We start from the raw sequence: 20,846 nt of genomic DNA, 5'->3' as shown, positions 1-20,846 counted from the left end.
AATAATTAAGCATTGAAATACTTTGAATTCCATATCGCAGTATTAAAATTCTTACCTGCTGCAAATGAATAGTACAACACTATCGCCGCAATAGATTTAAAAGTAAAAAAGAATATCAATACAAATTGAACACTTGTAGTATCCTTAGAAAAAACACCATTAGGAATTAAATAAGCCAATAAAAGACTAATAGCTACGGTCGAAAAAATCAAATTTTCAAAACTTTTAAAACTCCATGCCCATATTTTTCTAAAGGGATTTAAATCATTACCCCATTTATGAATAAGATAGAAATAACCATTTCCTATAGGTGCAAAAAGTAATGGATCATCTGCATCTTCTAATTTAAACATCTTAGACGGAGCAACTATTTTAAAACCACGCATTTCTATATCATGATCCTTTTCCATTTCTTTAATCCTCATTAAAGCCTCATAAGGTATCTCGTTCTTAAAATACTTAGTATCTAGAAATCGTAATCTATAAGTTATGCAAATATCCTGAATTTGATCTATGTGGTAGATGCGGTCGGCATCTAGTAAATCAAAATTAAAATGATTGCGAGGCGTGGGTTTTTGCGGACTTTTCATACGTGCCATAATCGCATCTTCTCTTCGATCATCTTCTTTAAGAATAGCTGCCACTTGATCCATGATTTCAGTTCCTTTAAAGCTTTTTGCCTTAGATTTCTTGAGCTTTTCTTCAATATTAGTGCGATTCAACATAACAACTTCTTGATTAAACGTGTGAAAATTAAACGAGTCTTGTTGTAAAAACAAGAAACTCCTTCACCGTATAGGTCGTAAAGGAGCTTCTATAATTTCAGTATGAGTATGTTAATTTTTCCGCTTTCGCGAAAGCGAAAAATACAATCTATTAATATCCATTAGGGTTTCTAGAGTTTTTAGAATACCCTCGTTTGTTTTTAAAATAATTCATCAGAAAATAGTCCACATGCTTTTGACGCGACCAGCTTATTAAATTATTGACAATAAGAATGACAAATATGGATATACCTATAACTGTCCAAAAATAGTATGAAAATACATAGCTGAAAATTGCTACTGTAAGGAGAAGAAATACGTAATAGGCAAAAGGAAATAAAAAATCAGCAACGATGGTATAAGTACCATCATCAGATTTATTTACAGATATTTCTATATTGTTAGGAAATCTTCTCGCTCTAAACTCAAAGCCGTTAGACTTAACATCACCAGCATATTGATCTTTATTGATCAAAGATTTCATTATTTTAAAAGAGTCATCATTTGCTTTGATAACAGTTTGTTCAGTAAACGCTGCACTGAACAAACTTATTACCATTTTAATGATCTTTTTAAGCATAAAACTATCTACCTCAATACTGCACCAGCCTGATTCTCTAGCTGCTGTTGTATCTTATTCATAGCTTTATCTATTTGTTTATCTGTAAGTGTTTTATTTGCGTCTTGAAGTGTAAAGTTTAAGGCATAAGATTTTTTACCTTTAGGCAACTTACTACCTTCATAAACATCAAAAAGTTGCACTGATTTTAAAATCTTCTTTTCAGAATTTAAAGCAATCTCTCTCAGTTCTTTAAAGTTAACTGCATTATCAACTAATAATGCAAAATCTCTACTCACTTCTGGGAATTTAGGTATATCAGTAACAGGAGTATATTCCTTAGAAACGATCTTTAAAACCTCATCCCAATAAATATTTGCAAAATGTACAGTCACCTCTATACCGAAGTTCTTTGCAACCTTCTTTTTCACCACACCTAGATCGGCAATTTTTGCACCACTACTTAATGCAATACCTTCACTTAAGAAATCTAGTTTAGTAGGTTTTTCATTTATAGTATTAATTCCTAAACGTTTTAAAACAGCAATAACTGCTCCTTTAAGGTAAAAGAAATCTGCTGGTTGTGATGCACCATTCCATGTAGGACTAGAAGTATTACCAGCGGTTAAAATACTCAAATGCTTATTTTCTGTAAACTGACGTTCTTGATACTGGTGGTAACTACTACCGAATTCAAATAACCTCAGGTTCTCTTGTTTTCTATTTAAATTATAAGCGATCGCTTCTAGACCACCATAAATTAAACTCTGTCTCATTACAGCAAGATCACTACTCAAAGGGTTTAACATACTCACCTGGTTTTTAGGTGAGATTTGATCAGTAAGCGTGTGGTTCTTTTCAGATGTTAAGCTGTTGGCCATCATCTCAATAAAGCCCTGCCCTACCAGTTGTTGCGCTACTATATTTTGTACCCTATTGTTTTCTAGTTTTGAAGACTTTGCAATAGTTGCATTGATCTTTGAAGAGCTTTCTATACGGTCATAACCATAAACTCTTAATATCTCTTCAATAACATCTGCTGGGCGAGTTACATCATTCCTATAAGCAGGAATAGTAAGCCCGATACCACTTTCTGTTACATTATTTACATTTATATCTAGAGTTCTTAAAATACTTTTGATCTCTTCTTTAGGTATTTCTTGACCTATTAAAGAGTTTACTTTTTGATAAGTTAAGAATACTTGTTGATCTTCAATTTTCTGAGAATACAAGTCTGTAATATCACTAGATATCTCACCACCACCAGTTTCCTGAATTAATAATGCGGCTCTTTTAAGAGCATATTCTGTAATATTAGGATCTATACCACGTTCAAATCTAAAAGAAGCATCGGTATTAAAGTTGTGTCTTTTTGCCGTTTTACGCACACTTACTGGGTTAAAGTAAGCACTTTCTAAGAAAATAGAAGTCGTACCGTCAGTAACACCACTATTCTCACCACCATAAACACCTGCGATACATAGAGGTTTTTCTGTATCACATATCATTAAATCATCTTCATGAAGTTTATGCTCCACACCGTCTAAAGTTGTGAATGGCGTGTCTTTCTCAAGAGTTTTTACTATAATTTTATTACCAGCGATTTTTGACAAATCAAAAGCGTGTAGCGGCTGCCCTAACTCATGCATTACATAATTAGTAACATCTACCACATTATTCTTAGGCGCAATACCTATCGCGCTTAATCTATTTTTAATCCACTCTGGAGATTCTTTAACCTTAATTCCTGTAAGGGTTACACCACAATAACGTGGTGCAAGCTCTGTATTTTCTACTTCTATATCTACTCTAGAAGAACGACTATCCACATGAAAACCACTCACAGACGGCGTTATAAATTCTACCGCGTCTGCATTAACAGCTAGTCCAGCTCTTAAATCTCGTGCAACACCCATGTGTGACATCGCGTCAGACCTGTTAGGTGTTAAACCTATTTCTATAACATGATCCAGTTCTATATCTACTACATCTTTAAGCGGTGTACCTACCTCTAGATTCTCATCTAGAACCATGATACCATCATGAGATTTACCTAGACCTAACTCGTCTTCGGCACATATCATTCCATGACTTTCTTCACCTCTTATTTTACCTTTTTTGATTTTCCAGGCTTCCCCTTTATCATCATATAAAGTAGTACCTATGGTAGCAACAGGCACTTTCTGACCTGCGGCAACATTAGGCGCGCCACAAACTATTTGAACCGTTTCTGTACCTAGATTAACCTTGGTTACTTTAAGCTTATCGGCATTAGAATGCTGCTCGCAAGACTCTACATAACCTACGACTATGCCTTCCAGCCCACCTTTTACGCTTTCAAATTTTTCTACACCTTCTACTTCTAACCCTAGAGAGGTTAATAAGGCAGTATGTTCTTCCAGCGCTTCTGGCACGTTGATAAATTGCTTGATCCAGTTATAGGAAACTCTCATAAATCCATTGCTTTTTAAGGTCGGTAAAGATAGTTATATGTCCGCTTTCGCGAAAGCGGAACCTACATAAACATTATGCATAAATTTATAGTTTCTGAGAACAGCAAACAGCCTTTATTCCCCAAATTTTAAAGACTGAAAAAACCGAAGCTTTGAAATATATTTTAAATAATGTCTATTTTTAAACCGAAAAACAAGGAAGATGAAAAATCTAGTAGTTCTCTCTGGAGCAGGTGTTAGTGCAGAAAGTGGTATCGCAACCTTTAGAGATGCCGGCGGTTTATGGGAAGGACATGATATTATGGAAGTTGCCTCACCAAACGGTTATGCAGCAAACCCTACATTAGTTTTAGATTTTTACAACAAACGTCGTGCACAATTAAAAGAAGTAAAACCTAATGACGCCCATTTTTGTATCGCAGGTTTAGAACGTAATTATAACGTGCAGGTTATTACTCAAAACGTGGACGACCTGCATGAGCGTGCTGGTTCTTCTACTGTAATTCACCTACACGGCGAGTTAAAAAAAGCACGTAGTTCCAAGAATAGCAATGAAGTTCAAGATTGCGATGGCGATATATTATTAGGTGATTTAAGTACCGATGGTTCTCAATTACGACCACACATAGTATGGTTCGGTGAAGAAGTACCAGCTATGGATGAGGCTATAGCACTAGTCTCTAAAGCAGATGTTCTCCTTATAGTTGGCACATCATTACAAGTATATCCAGCGGCTGGACTCAAAGATTTTGCACCTAGTACCACACCTATTTATTTTGTAGACCCTGCGCCATCTATAGAGTCTCATGGAAAACTTACTGTTATCAAAGAAAAAGCAAGCAAAGGCGTGCAAATGGTTGCCGATTTATTAAATATAGAAAAATAATGAAATTACTATTAAGCATCCTATCTGTTTTACTACTAGTTAGTTGTAACAACGACATTAAAAAAGAGACTGAGATAACTACAAAAGATGATACAGTCGTTCACACAACAGAACCTGAGTCAATAAAAGAGTCTGTTACTGACAGTACAAGTGTTAATCTTACTTCATACTTACCTTCTTATAAATCAAAGTTAGAAGCATCAAAATATAAATATGTCATAAGTAACCACAACGGTTTACTATCGCCACCTGGTTTTTATGATGTAGACGAGACGTATTCTAAAGGAATTGAGAATATAGAACGTGCTTTAAAAGACATAGGAAAAACGGTCGTTAAAAAGAACAGTTTTCAATACAAAAGTCAGGTAAGAAGAAATGCTAATGTATTTCCTCAAGGAACTATGATCGAATATATCTTTAAAAATGATTCTATAGCTACAGATAGTTATACCAGACTCATGGAGTTAAAATCTGGTAGTGAAACGGTATGGAAAGAAGGCATAGACTGGAATTCACCTGCTCTTATGATACGTAAAGAAAATCGTATTTACCACATTATTACTGGTGGAGAAAACATGAAAGAAACAGAAAAGGAAATTGCAGACCTTATTTTTAAGTAGAGACAAATCATCATGACTCCTGCAGATTTAAAACAGAATTTAAAAAAACTAAAAGCCTATAAAGCAGAACGTGTACGGCTAGGAACCGCTTCTGTAGAATTTAATCTGTTACCAGAACTCATAGAATTGTGTCGTCCAGAAAGTGGCGTTTCTCACCAGGCCTGCTGGAGTCTGGAGCAATCTTTCTTAATTCATGAATATGCTTGCTATCCATTTTTAAAGGAAATAGGTGAATTATACGAGTTAGAAATCAACTCTTCTGGCATGCGTGCTTTGTGTAAAATATCTGGTCTTTTAACCAAACAATTCTATAGCAAAAAAGATAACAAAATAAAAAAACTACTTCTTAAACCTATGAGAGAAAGCATGGTAGAAGGTTGTTTTCAAGAATTAATAACTACCGATAAGACGGCAAACATGGCTTATTCTGTATACAGTCTTTTTGAATTAGGCAAAGAGTTTGACTGGATATATCCAGAACTAGTGCCAGTTTTACAACAAAAATTACAAGAAGATTACGGCAACGGTTTTAAGTCTAGTGCCAGAATAATCTTAGCCAAAATAGAGTCTTATTAGATCCATAATCAATTATTAAAACCGTAATTTAGCGCGCTTTAAAGACACAATTATGCCTACTGCTTTACAAGCTATTTCTCCTATCGATGGACGTTACCGTTCTAAAGTCGAGCCACTTGCAAATTACTTTTCTGAGTCTGCACTGATACGTTACCGCGTTCTTGTAGAAGTAGAGTATTTTATCGCTTTAAGCGAAAGCGGAATTAAACAACTACAACCGTTACCTGAGCAAACTCAAGAACAATTAAGAGACTTGTACCGCAAGTTTAATGATGAGCATGCACAAGCTATTAAAGACATAGAAAAGGTTACTAACCACGATGTCAAAGCTGTAGAATATTTCTTAAAAGAACAGTTTGATACGTTAGGGTTATCTGATCATAAAGAGTTTATACACTTTGGACTTACCTCTCAAGATATAAACAACACTGCTATACCTCTTTCTATTAAAGATGCTATAGAAAATGTGTACTTACCAGAATTAGAAGCCGTACGTGATGATATTCACAGACTAGCAAATGAGTGGAAAGACATTCCATTACTAGCTCGTACTCACGGACAGCCAGCTTCTCCTACTCGCTTAGGTAAGGAGTTCTATGTATTTGTAGTACGTATAGAAGAGCAAATGAATATGCTGGAGCAAGTACAGCACGCGGCAAAATTCGGTGGTGCGACAGGTAATTATAACGCACATCACGTGGCGTTTCCAGAAGTGAACTGGCAGCGTTTTGGAGAAGATTTTGTTGAGAGTCGTTTAGGTTTAAAACACAGTTTCCCAACAACACAAATTGAGCATTATGACCACATGGCTGCTCTTTTTGATAACTTAAAAAGAATCAACACCATATTTATAGATCTAGATCGTGATATCTGGACTTACATATCTATGGATTACTTTAAGCAAAAAATTAAAGCTGGTGAAATAGGTTCTAGTGCTATGCCGCACAAAGTAAATCCTATCGACTTTGAAAATTCTGAAGGAAACTTAGGAATAGCAAATGCTCTTTTTGAACACCTAGCAGCAAAATTACCTATATCTAGATTACAACGTGACCTTACAGATTCTACCGTATTGAGAAATGTAGGTGTACCACTTGCACATACTATTATCGCATTTAAAGCAACTTTAAAAGGACTTAATAAGCTCTTATTAAACGAGGCAAAGATTGCTCAAGATCTAGAAAACAACTGGGCTGTTGTAGCAGAGGCTATACAGACTATTTTACGTCGTGAGGCTTATCCTAATCCTTATGAAGCTTTAAAAGAATTAACTCGTACTAATGAAAAAATCACTGGTAAGAGTATTGCCAACTTCATAGAAACCTTAAATGTGAGTGAAGATATCAAAGCAGAAATGAGAGTGATTACACCTAGTACTTTTACAGGTATTTAATTCGTATCCTTTACATTTTTATACCAAAGCCTTGACCTAAAAGTCAAGGCTTTTTTATGACTAGTTATAGGTATCTTTTGCCTTAGTTTTAATCTATACATTCATGTTTACCCTAACTTACTATTAAACCAAACTTATCAACTTTGAGCACTCTTACCATTCTATTAAACATTTTCTTACCACCAATAAGTGTTGCGCTCAAAAAAGGTGCTGGTAAAGATCTTACCATTAACATAATCCTCACCTTTTTAGGTTACCTACCAGGTATTATTCATGCTTTTTATATAATATTTAAAAAGTAGCTATTTTAAGTTAATAGAATAACAATTCGTAATATTTTAAGAAAGTAACCGAATATCAATCAGTAAATTTGTTCATATCAAAAAAACTAACTATGAGTATTCTTACTATTATATTAAACATTTTCTTACCGCCTTTAAGTGTAGCGATGAACAAAGGATTAGGTAAAGACTTTATAATTAATGTTATTCTAACCTTATTAGGTGGAATACCAGGAATGATTCACGCATTTTACGTGACATCAAAATAAAAATTTAGAATTAAAATTGCTTTGAAAAAGATGAAAACCGATGCTGTAAGGCATTGGTTTTTTTTGTGTTAAAAAAGGATTGATATTCTCCTTTATTAATCCTTAGTATCTTCAAATAAAACATCTAGCTCAACATTAGGCTCGTTTTCTTTCAGGAATGCCACTAGATTTAGAATATCACCATCTGTCATAATGTATCCACCTAGTCTATCTTTTCTACCGTCTATTGCTATTGCACTTATTTTATTATAACTGATTCTCATTTTATCAAAATCTGTTATCGGTGCGTAGTAGGTTGATTTTGCTTCCTCAAAATACAAATTACCTTTTTCTACTTTAATAATTCTCTCTACTACTTCTTCATTAGTATAGAGTTTAAATACTAGCAATAAAACAAATCCTAACATTAAATAAGGCCAGTGCTGTAGAATGATCCAGGAGTCTTCTGTGGAATGAGTACCAAAATAATAAATACCAATGAATGGTAAAATGCTGTTTAACACATTACTCATATCATACCACTTATCATGCGCATTAATTTTTATCACCTTACCTATGGGTTTACCTATTTCTATATAGTTAGATAATAGAACAAGACTCAGAAACAATAGTATACCATAATAAAAAGTCCATTCTGTAAAATACTCCGTTAGATCTTTGAAAATAATTAGAGCATATATGCCCCATATAAAAATATGAAACAATACGCTTTTCCAGGACGGTCGCTTTCTCTTTAAAAATTTATCATCGTTCCACATAATATTTCATTGCTGCGTCTTCAAATAGTTCTTCTTTATTTTTGTAAAGAGAAATTTCAATATCTGTAAGGTGCTTTTCTAAAAAACTCTTTAGTTCTTCTTTTTCCTCTTCATTTAATTCAAGATCATTAAGCATTTCTAGCTTTCCATATTTAGGTACAAAAGATAAGTGAGTGAATGCTATTTTTATTTTTTTGATATCATCTAATAAAATATATTTTTCACTTAAACCAAAGGATATTCTAAGTCGATTTTTATCTATTTTAAATATTTTAGTTTCTGTGTGTTCTTTTGAATAAGCCGTTATACCTAGAAACAAACTGTATTTCAACACAATCAAAGCAATTATGATATGCAACCATTCAAATATATAATTATCATCTGTAATTAAAAATACCGCTGCTCCTATCAAAGCTATTAAACCTAAAAAACTAAGTATTCTAGAGTATAGCAAACTCTTCTCAACTATAGAAAGATCCAAATAATCACCGCTATTCATCAACGTTAACTCTTCTTGATCTTCAAACAAAAGAAATTTTCTAATTAAAAACCACAACGTAATGATTATTAAGTAAGTAATAGCAACTAAGTCCAAATAGTTATCCGGAAAAAAATCAAAACCTCGAAATAATACAGGTATAATAAATGCTATAACAAACAGTAAATTAGGCACATAATCCAGATAACTTTCTGGCCTTACACTTTTTATAAAACCTTCTTTCTTCCTGAAAAATGCCAGCACTTTCTCTCTAAACCCTATTTCTTTATTTTGAGTCATTTAATGAATAAACTTAATTACCACAGTCCGTCATATCTAATCGTTTTAACCCTACAATTTCTTAGCCTCTTCCCAGAAAACATCCATTTCTGCTAGAGTCATGTCTCTCATCTCCTTGCCCAATTCTTTAGCTTTGGACTCTAGGTATTGAAAACGTTTTATAAACTTCTTATTCGTGCGTTCAAGTGCATCTTCTGGATTTACCCCTAAATGCTTACCGTAATTAACTAGTGAGAAAAGTACATCGCCAAATTCGGCCTCGATCTTATCCTTATCTCCTGCATCTATTTCTACCTGCAGCTCTGCCAGTTCTTCTTCTAGTTTTTCTTTTACTTGTTCTGGTCGTTCCCAGTCAAAACCTACTCCAGCTACTTTATCCTGTATGCGTTGGCTTTTTACCAGTGCTGGCAATGATTTAGGTACACCTTCTAGCACACTAGATTTCCCTTCTTTTAACTTCAGCGCTTCCCAGTTTGCTTTTACCTCTTCTTCGTCCTTTACTTTTACATCTCCATAAATATGTGGATGTCTAGAAATCAATTTATCACAAATACCGTTTGCCACACTAGCGATATCAAAATCGTTAGTCTCCGACCCTATTTTTGCATAGAACACAATATGCAGTAATAAATCGCCTAACTCCTTAGGAATCTCTTCCATATCCTTATTTAGAATCGCATCGCCCAGTTCATAAGTCTCCTCTATAGTCAGGTGTCTCAAGGATTCTAGCGTTTGCTTTTTATCCCATGGACATTGCTCTCGCAACTCATCCATAATGGTTAATAATCTATCTATGGCTTTGAGTTGATCCTTTCTGTTGTTCATTTTAGTCTATTATTTTGAGCGATTGAGAGCTTTTTGTGAGTTTGTTAGATTATTTTTATCTCGCTTTCGCGAAAGCGGAACTTTTATCCAGCAATAATACTGGCATAAAATTAGTTACTTATACCATAAAATCGACACGATGAGAATTCTATTTATAATTACTTTTTCACTTTTACTTTCTAACCTATCTATAGCACAACAATATGTAACCGATGAAGGTATGGAAGAAACGGTAATGGCAAACGACGACCAGATTAAAGTGCTCTATTTTACTGCGCCCTGGTGTGGACCGTGTCAGTATATGAAACCGGTTATTAAATCCATAGCAGATGATGAGTCTGTTAACGTGACTATTTATAAAATGAATACCGATGATAACATAGCCGATGATATTCTGGGTGTTCACAGCATACCTACTTATTTCTTCATTAAAAATGGCCGCAAACTAGGACAAAGCGGTAGTATCATGCGTCGCGATGAGATGGTAAAAATGATAGAAAGACACGACCGCATGACTGTAAAAGGTGATTTATTACCTTATAAAGGAAAACCATCTAAATATGATATAGTAGAAGGTGCTCACGAAAAACTGACTAAGAAAAATCTAGAGCAATTATGGTACAGTACTCACCAATTAAATGAACTGAGCTGGAAAATATATCAAAACCTTACTGACCAGCAAGATTTAAACTGTGCTATAGTTTTAATAAACCGATCTATAGAACTAGAAGAAAATGTTTCTAATCTAGAGACCAAAGCGCATTTATTACACAAGATAGGAGATGATAAAAAGGCCTTAAAAACTGCAAAAAGAGCAAAAAAACTAGCCAATAGAAATAATGAGTCTGCTGCTATTGTTGAGCAGTTAATTGAAAAAATAGAAGCCGAATAGTATTTTTAAAGCATCTTTGTTCCTTTAAAAACTAAGCATTGTTTCATTTTATATTTTCATACTTCGCACACCTTCTAAAGTCGTTTCATTTACATGGTATACACTCGCCATTTGTGTTTCAACTAGAGAAAAAATGCCTCAAAGACGCTACAACTTATACCGATTATTTAAAACTGTCCCAATATCGCCATAATGTTAATGCATCTAACGAGACACTTCATATAGAAGATCACGGTGCGGGCAGCAAGGTTTTTAAAACTAACGACCGCAAGGTAAAAGACATTTTAAGACACAATTGCAGTACTCAAAAAGATGCCCAAATGTTCTATCGCATTTGCAATTATCTTAAAGTAAATACGGTTCTAGAATTAGGCACATCACTAGGTATAGCAACTCATGCGATGGCTATAGCTAGACCAGACGCTATAATCACTACCGTAGAAGGCAGTCCAGAGGTTTATGAATATGCAGCGAGTACATTACTTAGTAACGGTATTAAAAATGTAAACTGCATCAGCTCTACTTTTAAAGAATTCTTTGAAAAGTATGATTTTAATAACATTACTTATGATCTTATTTATATAGATGGTCATCATGATGGTGCTGCTACTTTACACTATTTTGAAGCTATACTAGATAAAGTACACAATGACAGTGTGGTCATATTTGATGATATTTACTGGTCTACAGACATGACCGCTGCTTGGAATAAAATATGTTCACATTCTAAAGTCACGGCTAGCGTAGATTGCTTTGATGTAGGTATGGTGTTTTTTAGAAAAGAACAATTGCCCGAACGTTTTCATGTAAAATTGTAACTAAAAAACAATTGCTGCGTCATACTCGTACAACCTATAATTCATAACTTAGTTCCATGAGTGAAAATGTAATCGAAATAAAGAATATTATACGTGATTTTAAATTAGGTCAGGAAGTAGTTCATGTACTTAAAGGAATCGATCTAGAGATCAAAAAAGGAGATTACATCGCTTTTATGGGACCATCCGGATCTGGTAAATCTACTTTAATGAATCTATTAGGTTGTCTGGACACACCTACTGCAGGTAGTTATAAGCTTAACGGTACAGATGTATCTATGCTTACAGACGACCAGCTGGCAGACATAAGAAACACCGAGATAGGTTTTGTTTTCCAAACATTTAATCTACTGCCTAGAACTACTGCACTAGATAACGTGGCATTACCTATGATTTATGCCGGTAAATCTAAGAAAGACCGTGTCGCTAGAGCTACTGAGGTACTTACTAGTGTAGGACTAGATGACCGTATGGATCACCAGCCTAATCAATTATCTGGTGGACAGCGACAGCGTGTAGCCGTAGGAAGAGCTCTAGTTAACAATCCATCTATCATTCTAGCTGATGAACCTACCGGAAACCTAGATTCTAAAACTGGAGTAGAAATCATGGCTCTTTTTGATAAAATTCATGCAGACGGGAATACAGTTATATTAGTAACTCACGAAGAAGATATAGCAGAGCATGCACATCGCGTTATAAGACTACGTGATGGTGTTATAGAAAGTGATACAAGAAATAGACCATGGAAATCTTAAGCGAGAATAAAGACTGGATTTATATAGGTGCCGTTTTACTGGCATTTGTCATATTTATGTTTTGGAATAAAAGCAAACAAGGCAGTATAAAAGACCGCAAACGTCGCAATTTTAAGCAACGTTTAAATGAAAAAAGAAAAGATCGAGAGTAAGATTTAATCTACTCTATTACATCACCTTTCTTAAATCTGACTTTAAATCATTCATTTGATAAGTTAGATCTCCGTAAACATTTTTTATAAAGCCATTTTTATCAAGTAAAATGGTCATAGGAAATGCTTGTATTTTTAAAAAATCGATTTGTTTGCGAGCATCTGTAATATGATCAAAGTCGAATTTAGTTGTTTTTAAAAACTCATCTACTCTAGATTTCTCATTGAAGGTAATTGCCATAAAATTAACATCGCCTCTCATTTGTTTTTTGAGGCTATTTAATTTGGGCATCTCGCTTATACAAGGTGCACAACTCGTAAACCAAAAATTAAGTACCGTAGATTTACCATCTAGATCTTCTAAGGTAAGCACTGTGCCATCTGCTTTTTTAAAATCTTCTAGCACAAACTTCTCTCCTATTTTTTCTCTATGAATAGCAAACGGATCAAAGGGTTTTCTATCTGACTGCTCTGTAATAATTAACTTAGTACGTTTTATTACCGAGTCATTGCGTCGTATGGTAGAGATAAAATCTGCTTTTACGTCTCCCATATCTTTTAAACTTGCTTTGAGTTTATCAAAACTAGCCTCGTTCATGATCTCACCATTAGGCAAGAGATAATAGATTTCTTCTTGAGCAACGGCTGTAAAACTTAGAAATAAAGTAAAGAGAATAAGAAGTTTTTTCATAGAATAAATGTAATAAAATGGATTTAATAAGTATCGAGACATCACCAGCAGGTTTCCTATAAATAAGAAACTGGCCTTGGTCTTATGTTATCATATTTCGAGCCAAATTTCATCAAATTAGAATCGTTTTTTATGGAATAACTTTCCATTTCTTAAATAGGCTCTCCAGGTACCATCTTGTTTACCGTCATCATAACGTCCAGAAATCTTTAACTGTCCATCAAAATAATACTCTTTATAACGACCGTCTGGCAATCCATCCTTAAGATAAACCTTCATTTTAAGATGACCGTTATTAAATTTTTGTTCGTGAAAATTTGCCGTGAAATCATCAGGAAAAATAGGTGCAATATCAAATATGGTTTCCTTACTTATTTCTTCTTTTTTAATAGTCACTAGATTTAGTGGCACATCTTTATTGCGCTCTTCTAGTTGTATGGCCTCATAGTCATAATCGCTGTCATAATGTATAACTGCCTTTGATTCAAAGAAGTTTTCTTGTGCTTTTAACTCGAGTCCTAATTGTGTGAACTGAGAGAAAAATGCCTCGTTTTGTTTCAATTCCTTACGAGATTCTCGATTGAGGTATTTACCAGATGCGTTGCTTAACTTATTAGTATCTACATATAAAAACACATTACTCTCAGAACTGAATTCATCGATAAAATCACGGTAATATTCATCAGAGATTAAGGTAGTTTCTTCTTCAAAACTATCTATAAATAATTTTAAAGTCTTGGGCGAGTTACTAAAAACCACATATTCATCTATGATGGTATAATATGGTTTTTCAATATTCTCGAACAGTGAGCCTATGATCAATTTAAAAAAGCCTTTAATTTCTAAATAGTTGATTTTATAACCTCTGTAATCTACTTCCTTAAATTTTACAGGTGTTTTCTTTCTTATTTGTTCTTCAATAAATTTTAATCGTTCTAGGGCATCGTCGGTATCTTTTGCTTTTATGGCAAGTGCTAGACCTTCTTTTTCTGATATGTTTGGTGCATCCGCTTTCGCGAAAGCGAGCTCATCATCCATCCAATCGTAAAAATCACGCTGTAAATCTATATCCAGCAATCCTTCTATTTTCTTTCTGCCAGCTTCATATTCTGTCACCATTTCTGGCTGCTGCTCACCTAACAAGCCATAAAAATTATGATGTAAAGTCGAAAAATCATCAAAACCAAAACTTAAATACAGAGCTGTTTCTTGAGGTAAAACGGTAGTGGCATCTATAGAACCAGTTCCAGATTCATGTAATGCTGTAATGAGGCTCTGTGCCGTCTGGTCTCCGTTAGTATATCCTTGTGCTAATAATAACCGGTCGTCATCTACATCTATTTGAAAACCAGAAAAACTAAAATGGTCTTCTAACAACTTTATAACTGGACTTTCTTCATTGGAAAATGCTTTATAATAATCTGTAAGGTATTTGTGGTTTAAATAAAAGCGGAATAAATCGTTTTGTCTTACTTCTCTTTGAATTTCTAGAAATTGAAGGTCACGACCTATTTTTGGTGATGCAAATTCGTCTATACTTTTTTCTACTAGTGAATGCGTATAACTAGCTACCATTTGATTTTTCACAAACGCAATAGACAGAATTTCATAAGTAGTTTTATCAGTTACCTCTGTAATTTCTATGTCTTTATAGAGGCGTTTTGTAACCGTAAAATCACCGGTAAGCAACTGGTTGATATTGTTTTTAAGTAAATTGAGCTGCGATAATTTTTGCATATCTACGATATATAGAAAAGCATAATCGTCTCGCTTAATCATGTGAGCGCTTAAAATAATATCACGATCTCCTATCATCTCAAAAAGATCGCTCTCTGATTGAAAAAGAGAATCCACGGCATTCAATTTGGCACTCATTTTATGAATGTCATCATTAGTTTGAAGGTGATCCCATATTTCACTTTCGGCCAGAGTATTCATATTGCGCAACGGCTCATCCATCTCCATAAAAAACACTGCATCCTCAGGTACTAGATATACTGCATTAATTTTATCTTCTTCTAGTGCAAAAATGGAAAGCGCCTGATACCCTAAATATCCGAGAACAGCTATAACCAATAACCAAATGATTTTTTTACGAGTCAAAATATTGATTTTTATTATTTTACAATAAATCACTTGTTAAAAACTAGTGTTTTATTTACTTTGGTTAAACATTGTAATTTATGAAAAGTACGTTTATCAGCTCAAATAAAGAAGGTTTAATAGTTTTACTTCATGGAAGTTCTTCTTCTAGTAAAGTTTTTAAAAATTTACAGTTAACAAATTCAGTACTAGCTCCTACCTTATCTGGTCACGAAATTAACGAGAATACAGATGACAATGATGATTTTAGTTTTAAATTTTATAAAAGAGAACTGATCAAATTAATTAATAGCTATTCAAAACCTGTATTTTTAATAGGTAATAGTATAGGTGGGCATCTTGCTATTGAGATTTCAAACGATATTAAAAACTTAAAAGGTTTAATGATTTTTGGAACGCCACCGGTTAAAAAACCTGTCAACTTTGAAGAGGCGTTTTTACCTGTCGCTGCATTACAAACTTTTTTAACCGAACACCCTACTCAAGAAGAGATAGAAGAAGCAGCATCTATTACCGTTTATGATGATAAATACAGCGCCATGGTTGCAGCAGATTTTAACAATTCAAATCCTAAAGTAAGAGTCACCACCGTAGAAGATATTACTAATGGAAACTGGTTAGATCAATATAAAATTTTTACAGAATTAAAATGTCCAAAATTTATAGTGAGTGGTGTACAAGACCCATCGGTAAACCCTAGTTATTTAAAAGAAGTGGTAGAACAAAGTAAAGGAGATGCACAGCTTATTACTATAGAAAATTGTGGTCACTACCCTACCCTAGAAAAACCAGAAGAAATGTCTGAAATTATAAATCAAATAGCAGCAGATATTTTTAAGCCATTAAAATAGAGAAATGAATCTATTTACTGAGAAAGAATACCATCAACAAAGCCAGCATTTTGCTTTTAGGCTTAGAAAGCTTTATTTAAATGATCAAAAAGCCTTTTATCAGCTTCAAGATTTTTTACCTAGCCCTACCTATATCAATTACAGGGATAGTCATCAGTACGAGTTTTTCAGTAAATCTTTTTTCAGCTATGGGAGAGAAATAGAAAAGTTATACGAATTAGGAAAATCATATTTGCCAGAAATCTCTAACATAAGTCTAATGAAAAAGGCAATTTATAAGGCAGATGCTCTTCATAAAGATAACGATTATGAGTCTGTTTGTAGTTATATGCAAATCATATCTATGAATCATAACATGACGCCATATTTTACGAATAAGATATTAATTGATGAAAAACTTACCTTGAACACATCTTTATTTCACAATGAATACGAGGCTGTAGAAAAAATTTTTAAAGAAATAATTCCTTGGGGTAAGGAAAGTTTTAATCGATGGAATAAATTTCAAACGCTGACCAAACGCGAAAAAGAAATCCTCAAACTTTTTGCCGAAGGAAGATCAAATAAAGAGGTTAGTGAGATATTAATTTTATCAGTTCACTCTGTACACACCCACAAAAAAAATATATTCAAAAAACTAGATGTAACTAAGGTTTCAGAATTAGTAAAGGTTTCTCTAGCTCTTGAATTGATTTAATTTAAACAAAAGGCTTAGTCAATTTATGCGCAAAAGAATACAGTACTAGACCGACTTTAGATTTCACATCTAATTTTTGAAAAAGTTGTGATCTACAAGCATCTACTGATTTTATTGAAAGATTCATCTGGTCTGCTATTTCTTGATAAGTGTATTCTTTCTCATTACAAACGAGTTCTAGCAGCTGTAATTCTCGAGGGTTTAAATTTGCCTTTTCTTCATTAGTAAGTTGTTCTATCGTGTTTTTATTACGCAACAATCGTAAAATTTCTTCAAAATTATCATAGCCAGTAGTAACTACATTGATAATAGACTGACCTAATTCTGGAGCCTGGCAGGTTTTAGAAAGAAAACCTCTTGCACCTTTATCATAAGCTTCTACTTTGATCTTATCTTCAAGATTTTGAGTAAGCATCAGAAATTTTGCATTGGGATTAATTTCTTTAGCTTCTTGAAGGACTTCAAGACCATTCATCATTGGCATGGAATAATCTAAAAGATAGACATCGGGCAATTCTTTATTATCCGACAAATTATTGATAAATGAAACACCACTAGAATGTTCTTCTGTGACCTCATAATCTCCCATGTTTTGCAATAACTGACTTAATCCTTTACGTACGATGTCATGATCATCAATAATCCCTATTTTAATCTTCTTTGGCATGTTCCAAAATTTAAGCTATTTCTTTAACTAGCTGGATATGTGTTCCTTTTTGCTCTTGCGAGTTTACTTGGAGTTTATAGCCTATCAATTCGCTACGCAATTTCATATTCGTAAAACCATTAGTAAGTAATTCATTATTTATTTTAAATCCTTTCCCATTATCTCTAAAAGACAAATAAGGTTGCTCTGGATTTGATATGTTTATGACAAACTTACTAGCTCTAGAATGCTTGAGCATGTTATTGAGCACTTCTTGAAAAATACGATACAAGATGATCTTCTCATCTAGAGAAAAATAGAAGTCTTCTCTATTCGATATCTTCATACTACAAACCACGACACCTAACCTATTCACTCGTGCTATTTCTTTTTCTATAACTTGGAACAGTGGTGTTTTAATTAAAGAATTTGAAGTCATGGAATGACTTAATTCACGTAAATTAATTGCGAGGTCATTAACCGTTGTACTAACAGGTTGTAGGGTTGCAGTTAATTCTGGTTGTTGTAATTTGATTTGCTCTAGCTGTAAGTTCAAATACGTAAGACGCTGTCCAGTATCGTCATGTAAATCTAGCGCGATATTATTTAGCGTTTCTTCTTGAGTTTCTAGCACAGCCTTACTCACCGCTTTTTGTTGTTCCAGTTGTTTATCAAAAAGGATTTGATTGTATTTTTTCACTTTAGCTACATATACTTTTATCAGTATGGCGCAGAATAATAGCGCCATACAGACGAAGAGAAAAGTAATGATGATTCCTATGGCGATATCAGTCATGTAGCTCTAGTTTTTGTTTTCCTTCGTTTCTTGATTTAATGATGTAGGTTATTAGGAGTGAGTAATATATTAAATTAGTAAAGTTTTGGATAATATTATAAAGGGATCTACCTAATAATGGAGTTGATTTTAAACCGCTATCTCCAAAACAAAGCAGGATACTTATTCCAAAAAAGAAAACTAATGGAGATGAAAGTAATAGAAACTCTTTTGATGAAAAATGTTCTAATTTCTCTTTTCTTAGCAATCTAAAATGAGCCCAGATATAATATCCTATATACATAAATGAAGCACAAATAAATGTGTATTCATTCAAACCAAATTTCTCAAAAAATAACAAGTTAAATATGGCAAAGGAAACAAATAACGTAATCATCAGAAAACTAGATAATTGGTTTTTCAAAATCAATTTGATTAATAAAAACCATAAAATCGGTTGAATAAAAAAATTGAGATTATAAAAATGAATAAATCCAAATCTTTTTGTAGTAATTGCTATCAATGCCATAACCTCAGAGAAGAGGTTTAAACATATAATTCCATATAGCAGGTTATATAACTTACCTCTACGATAAAAAATAGTAGCAACTAAAAAAGTTGCTACTACTAAAATTGTTGTTAACGTTATTTTATCAAGATACTCTTGCATTTATTTCTTTCTTATAGAACCTCCGTGCGGAGGCTCGTAGGAAAAGTCATAAATCTCTCCTAATTCTGATACTCGAGAGCTATTTAATACTTTAAACGCAAGCTTGTTTCCCACCATTCTTATTCCCAATTCACAATCTGATCCATAAAAATTTTGAATAGCATGTAAAAATGGAATAGAAAAATAATAAGCTTGACTATCTATGAGATTATGCTCCTCGTCGAATTCTAAATCTTCATCCTCTAACCAAACATGTTCAAAATTAAAACCGCTTTCCGTCTCAGTAAATTTTACCCAAACTCCGTATTCAAAATCATAATTTAATGTAAGGTCTGTAACTTTTATTAATTGTAGATTATTGGTATTTTCAAAGTCGCTTTCTCTACCCTTTAAACTATGTGACTTACGCAAATCATATAGATGAAGTCCGTTATGAAGTTTACATCGTTTCAAAAATTTTATTTGGTTAGGAATAGTTAGGAGATGAAAATAAGATTTGAAAGCTGTTTCATCACTATTAACAATGGCAACTGTTTCTGTTATGACGTCAGGGAAGCTCAATTCATTAGTATGATATACATAACTCATATTTAAATGGTTTTTAGTTAGACCATAAATCTACACATTAACATTTTAACATAAATAGGTAAAACCCTATTTATTAAAAGAATAGTCCTAAATCAATTAGGGAAAGTCCTTTAATAATAGGCGTATAGAGTAATTAGGTTTGTGGTGTTGAATTTTAAAAATCATCATTATGAAAACTAATTTACTTACTTCACTATTCCTATTTTTATTCATTTACGTAAATGGACAAGAAGACCTAACCTACGAGTTTATTTTTGGTATCGAACTTAGAGAGTGTCAAAAAAGTGGAGCTTCACTTACTAATATAGAAGACATTGATAAAAAAACTGATTTCACTATTGAAAGAATCTTGAGCAATGGAGATTATGTAATTCATATCATCGAGTTTTCCAACATAGATAGCTCAGAAGGTGATAATGCTCGCCTAGTTTTTATAGATACAGAATCGAATGTTAAACGATATTTTTTATTACCAAAAGCTGACTTTGATAAGAATAGTAAAGTTGTAGTTAAATTACCCAAAAACTCATTCACTTTTGGAGCTGTTACAGTTCCTATAAAATTTAGATTTGGTTCTAAAGATGACCAAGGAAATCGTGAAAGATTTTTTGATTTTACTGGTGATATAAATATTGGTTTATCTGCAGGATATAAATTACGCCCTTATCGTAATGATAAATTTGCACTGAATTTTCTTGCTGGCATAAGTGTTACAAGTGTTGAAATTGATGAACAAACCACTAACGGTTTCGTTTCTACCAATACGAAGGCATCTGCTTTAACACCCAGTTTGAGTATCGTTTTTGAATCTCAAAATTTCCAATTTGGAATTTTCACCGGTATTGATTTCTTATCTGGTGAATTGAGTGACAATTGGGTTTATCAAAATAAACCGTGGATGGGAATTGGAATTGGTTATGGCATATTTAATAAAGATGACAAAAAATCTCCAGAAACTCAAAAAACGCCAAATTAAAAATATACCCTAAACAGGGTATTTCTTCACGACTCTTAATTAATTAATCTTACCGAAAATTAAAAAC

The 20,846-nt window shown here is 33.3% G+C and carries 25 protein-coding genes; 13 read left to right on the top strand and 12 right to left on the bottom strand.

Going from position 1 to position 20,846, the window contains the following annotated elements; all coding sequences use genetic code 11:
- Positions 1-5: 5 nt before the first annotated feature.
- From ABJF08_RS12040 to pheT, 3 genes are all read right to left on the bottom strand, one after another.
- On the bottom strand, positions 6-725 hold the full coding sequence (locus ABJF08_RS12040; protein WP_348116472.1) for a hypothetical protein: 720 nt from the start codon (positions 723-725) through the stop codon (positions 6-8).
- A gap of 151 nt (positions 726-876) precedes the next feature.
- A complete protein-coding gene (locus tag ABJF08_RS12035) occupies positions 877-1,344 on the bottom strand; it encodes a hypothetical protein (RefSeq protein WP_348116471.1) in 468 nt (155 codons plus the stop codon).
- Positions 1,345-1,352: 8 nt separating this feature from the next.
- Complete coding sequence (gene pheT, locus ABJF08_RS12030) at positions 1,353-3,776, bottom strand: phenylalanine--tRNA ligase subunit beta (RefSeq protein ID WP_348116470.1); 2,424 nt, start codon at positions 3,774-3,776, stop codon at positions 1,353-1,355.
- A 202-nt stretch (positions 3,777-3,978) separates the two neighbouring features.
- Here pheT and ABJF08_RS12025 point away from each other — a divergent pair, with 202 nt between their 5' ends.
- The 6 genes from ABJF08_RS12025 (at position 3,979) to ABJF08_RS12000 (ending at position 7,801) form a co-directional block, all read left to right on the top strand.
- The gene (locus ABJF08_RS12025; RefSeq protein ID WP_348116469.1) at positions 3,979-4,662 is read left to right on the top strand and encodes an NAD-dependent deacylase; all 684 of its coding nucleotides are present in this window, start codon (positions 3,979-3,981) and stop codon (positions 4,660-4,662) included.
- Positions 4,662-5,282 carry a hypothetical protein gene (locus ABJF08_RS12020; RefSeq protein WP_348116468.1) on the top strand — a complete coding sequence of 207 codons (621 nt, stop codon included), beginning with the start codon at positions 4,662-4,664 and terminating at the stop codon, positions 5,280-5,282. Before ABJF08_RS12025 ends, ABJF08_RS12020 begins: the two co-directional genes overlap by 1 nt.
- A gap of 12 nt (positions 5,283-5,294) precedes the next feature.
- Positions 5,295-5,858, top strand: coding sequence for an adenylosuccinate lyase (locus ABJF08_RS12015; protein ID WP_348116467.1), 564 nt, complete (start codon positions 5,295-5,297; stop codon positions 5,856-5,858).
- Positions 5,859-5,910: 52 nt separating this feature from the next.
- Entirely contained in the window at positions 5,911-7,251 is a 1,341-nt protein-coding gene (purB, locus tag ABJF08_RS12010; protein WP_211289288.1) for an adenylosuccinate lyase, read from the top strand.
- Between the two features lie 143 nt (positions 7,252-7,394).
- The gene (locus ABJF08_RS12005) at positions 7,395-7,553 is read left to right on the top strand and encodes a YqaE/Pmp3 family membrane protein (RefSeq protein ID WP_348116465.1); all 159 of its coding nucleotides are present in this window, start codon (positions 7,395-7,397) and stop codon (positions 7,551-7,553) included.
- A gap of 92 nt (positions 7,554-7,645) precedes the next feature.
- The gene (locus ABJF08_RS12000; protein ID WP_104515330.1) at positions 7,646-7,801 is read left to right on the top strand and encodes a YqaE/Pmp3 family membrane protein; all 156 of its coding nucleotides are present in this window, start codon (positions 7,646-7,648) and stop codon (positions 7,799-7,801) included.
- 95 nt (positions 7,802-7,896) lie between these two features.
- On the opposite strand, the gene ABJF08_RS11995 is transcribed toward ABJF08_RS12000, so the two are convergent.
- The 3 genes from ABJF08_RS11995 to mazG are packed head-to-tail and all read right to left on the bottom strand — an operon-like array spanning position 7,897 to position 10,162.
- Entirely contained in the window at positions 7,897-8,559 is a 663-nt protein-coding gene (locus ABJF08_RS11995) for a hypothetical protein (protein ID WP_348116464.1), read from the bottom strand.
- The gene (locus ABJF08_RS11990; RefSeq protein WP_348116463.1) at positions 8,546-9,337 is read right to left on the bottom strand and encodes a hypothetical protein; all 792 of its coding nucleotides are present in this window, start codon (positions 9,335-9,337) and stop codon (positions 8,546-8,548) included. The genes ABJF08_RS11995 and ABJF08_RS11990 overlap by 14 nt, the downstream gene beginning before the upstream one ends.
- A gap of 51 nt (positions 9,338-9,388) precedes the next feature.
- Positions 9,389-10,162 (bottom strand): nucleoside triphosphate pyrophosphohydrolase, encoded by a 774-nt coding sequence (mazG, locus tag ABJF08_RS11985; RefSeq protein ID WP_348116462.1) that lies wholly within the window; start codon positions 10,160-10,162, stop codon positions 9,389-9,391.
- Between the two features lie 139 nt (positions 10,163-10,301).
- On the opposite strand from mazG, the gene ABJF08_RS11980 reads away from it, so the two are divergent.
- From ABJF08_RS11980 to ABJF08_RS11965, 4 genes are all read left to right on the top strand, one after another.
- Positions 10,302-11,054 (top strand): thioredoxin family protein, encoded by a 753-nt coding sequence (locus ABJF08_RS11980; RefSeq protein WP_348116461.1) that lies wholly within the window; start codon positions 10,302-10,304, stop codon positions 11,052-11,054.
- Between the two features lie 113 nt (positions 11,055-11,167).
- Positions 11,168-11,872: a class I SAM-dependent methyltransferase gene (locus ABJF08_RS11975; protein WP_348116460.1), complete on the top strand. Its 705-nt coding sequence runs from the start codon at positions 11,168-11,170 to the stop codon at positions 11,870-11,872.
- Between the two features lie 56 nt (positions 11,873-11,928).
- A complete protein-coding gene (locus ABJF08_RS11970) occupies positions 11,929-12,630 on the top strand; it encodes an ABC transporter ATP-binding protein (RefSeq protein ID WP_348116459.1) in 702 nt (233 codons plus the stop codon).
- Entirely contained in the window at positions 12,618-12,782 is a 165-nt protein-coding gene (locus ABJF08_RS11965; protein WP_170034568.1) for a hypothetical protein, read from the top strand. Before ABJF08_RS11970 ends, ABJF08_RS11965 begins: the two co-directional genes overlap by 13 nt.
- 16 nt (positions 12,783-12,798) lie before the next feature.
- Here the strand turns inward: ABJF08_RS11965 and ABJF08_RS11960 are convergent, their stop codons facing one another.
- Entirely contained in the window at positions 12,799-13,473 is a 675-nt protein-coding gene (locus ABJF08_RS11960; RefSeq protein ID WP_348116458.1) for a TlpA disulfide reductase family protein, read from the bottom strand.
- A 117-nt stretch (positions 13,474-13,590) separates the two neighbouring features.
- Positions 13,591-15,576, bottom strand: coding sequence for a DUF3352 domain-containing protein (locus ABJF08_RS11955; RefSeq protein ID WP_348116457.1), 1,986 nt, complete (start codon positions 15,574-15,576; stop codon positions 13,591-13,593).
- 80 nt (positions 15,577-15,656) lie between these two features.
- Here ABJF08_RS11955 and ABJF08_RS11950 point away from each other — a divergent pair, with 80 nt between their 5' ends.
- Both ABJF08_RS11950 and ABJF08_RS11945 read left to right on the top strand, forming a co-directional pair.
- On the top strand, positions 15,657-16,427 hold the full coding sequence (locus tag ABJF08_RS11950; RefSeq protein WP_348116456.1) for an alpha/beta hydrolase: 771 nt from the start codon (positions 15,657-15,659) through the stop codon (positions 16,425-16,427).
- A gap of 4 nt (positions 16,428-16,431) precedes the next feature.
- The gene (locus tag ABJF08_RS11945; protein WP_348116455.1) at positions 16,432-17,124 is read left to right on the top strand and encodes a helix-turn-helix transcriptional regulator; all 693 of its coding nucleotides are present in this window, start codon (positions 16,432-16,434) and stop codon (positions 17,122-17,124) included.
- A 1-nt stretch (position 17,125) separates the two neighbouring features.
- Here the strand turns inward: ABJF08_RS11945 and ABJF08_RS11940 are convergent, their stop codons facing one another.
- The 4 genes from ABJF08_RS11940 to ABJF08_RS11925 are packed head-to-tail and all read right to left on the bottom strand — an operon-like array spanning position 17,126 to position 19,668.
- On the bottom strand, positions 17,126-17,791 hold the full coding sequence (locus ABJF08_RS11940) for a response regulator transcription factor (RefSeq protein ID WP_348116454.1): 666 nt from the start codon (positions 17,789-17,791) through the stop codon (positions 17,126-17,128).
- 10 nt (positions 17,792-17,801) lie between these two features.
- Positions 17,802-18,566, bottom strand: coding sequence for a histidine kinase (locus ABJF08_RS11935; RefSeq protein ID WP_348116453.1), 765 nt, complete (start codon positions 18,564-18,566; stop codon positions 17,802-17,804).
- Positions 18,559-19,215, bottom strand: coding sequence for a hypothetical protein (locus tag ABJF08_RS11930; RefSeq protein WP_348116452.1), 657 nt, complete (start codon positions 19,213-19,215; stop codon positions 18,559-18,561). Before ABJF08_RS11930 ends, ABJF08_RS11935 begins: the two co-directional genes overlap by 8 nt.
- A complete protein-coding gene (locus ABJF08_RS11925; RefSeq protein WP_348116451.1) occupies positions 19,216-19,668 on the bottom strand; it encodes a hypothetical protein in 453 nt (150 codons plus the stop codon).
- Positions 19,669-19,972: 304 nt separating this feature from the next.
- On the opposite strand from ABJF08_RS11925, the gene ABJF08_RS11920 reads away from it, so the two are divergent.
- Positions 19,973-20,779 (top strand): hypothetical protein, encoded by an 807-nt coding sequence (locus ABJF08_RS11920; RefSeq protein ID WP_348116450.1) that lies wholly within the window; start codon positions 19,973-19,975, stop codon positions 20,777-20,779.
- Positions 20,780-20,846 lie beyond the last annotated feature (67 nt).

Origin of the sequence: Nonlabens sp. (genome assembly GCF_039941875.1) — a bacterium.
GTDB lineage: Bacteria > Bacteroidota > Bacteroidia > Flavobacteriales > Flavobacteriaceae > Nonlabens.
This window is presented reverse-complemented; position numbering and strand designations above follow the sequence as displayed.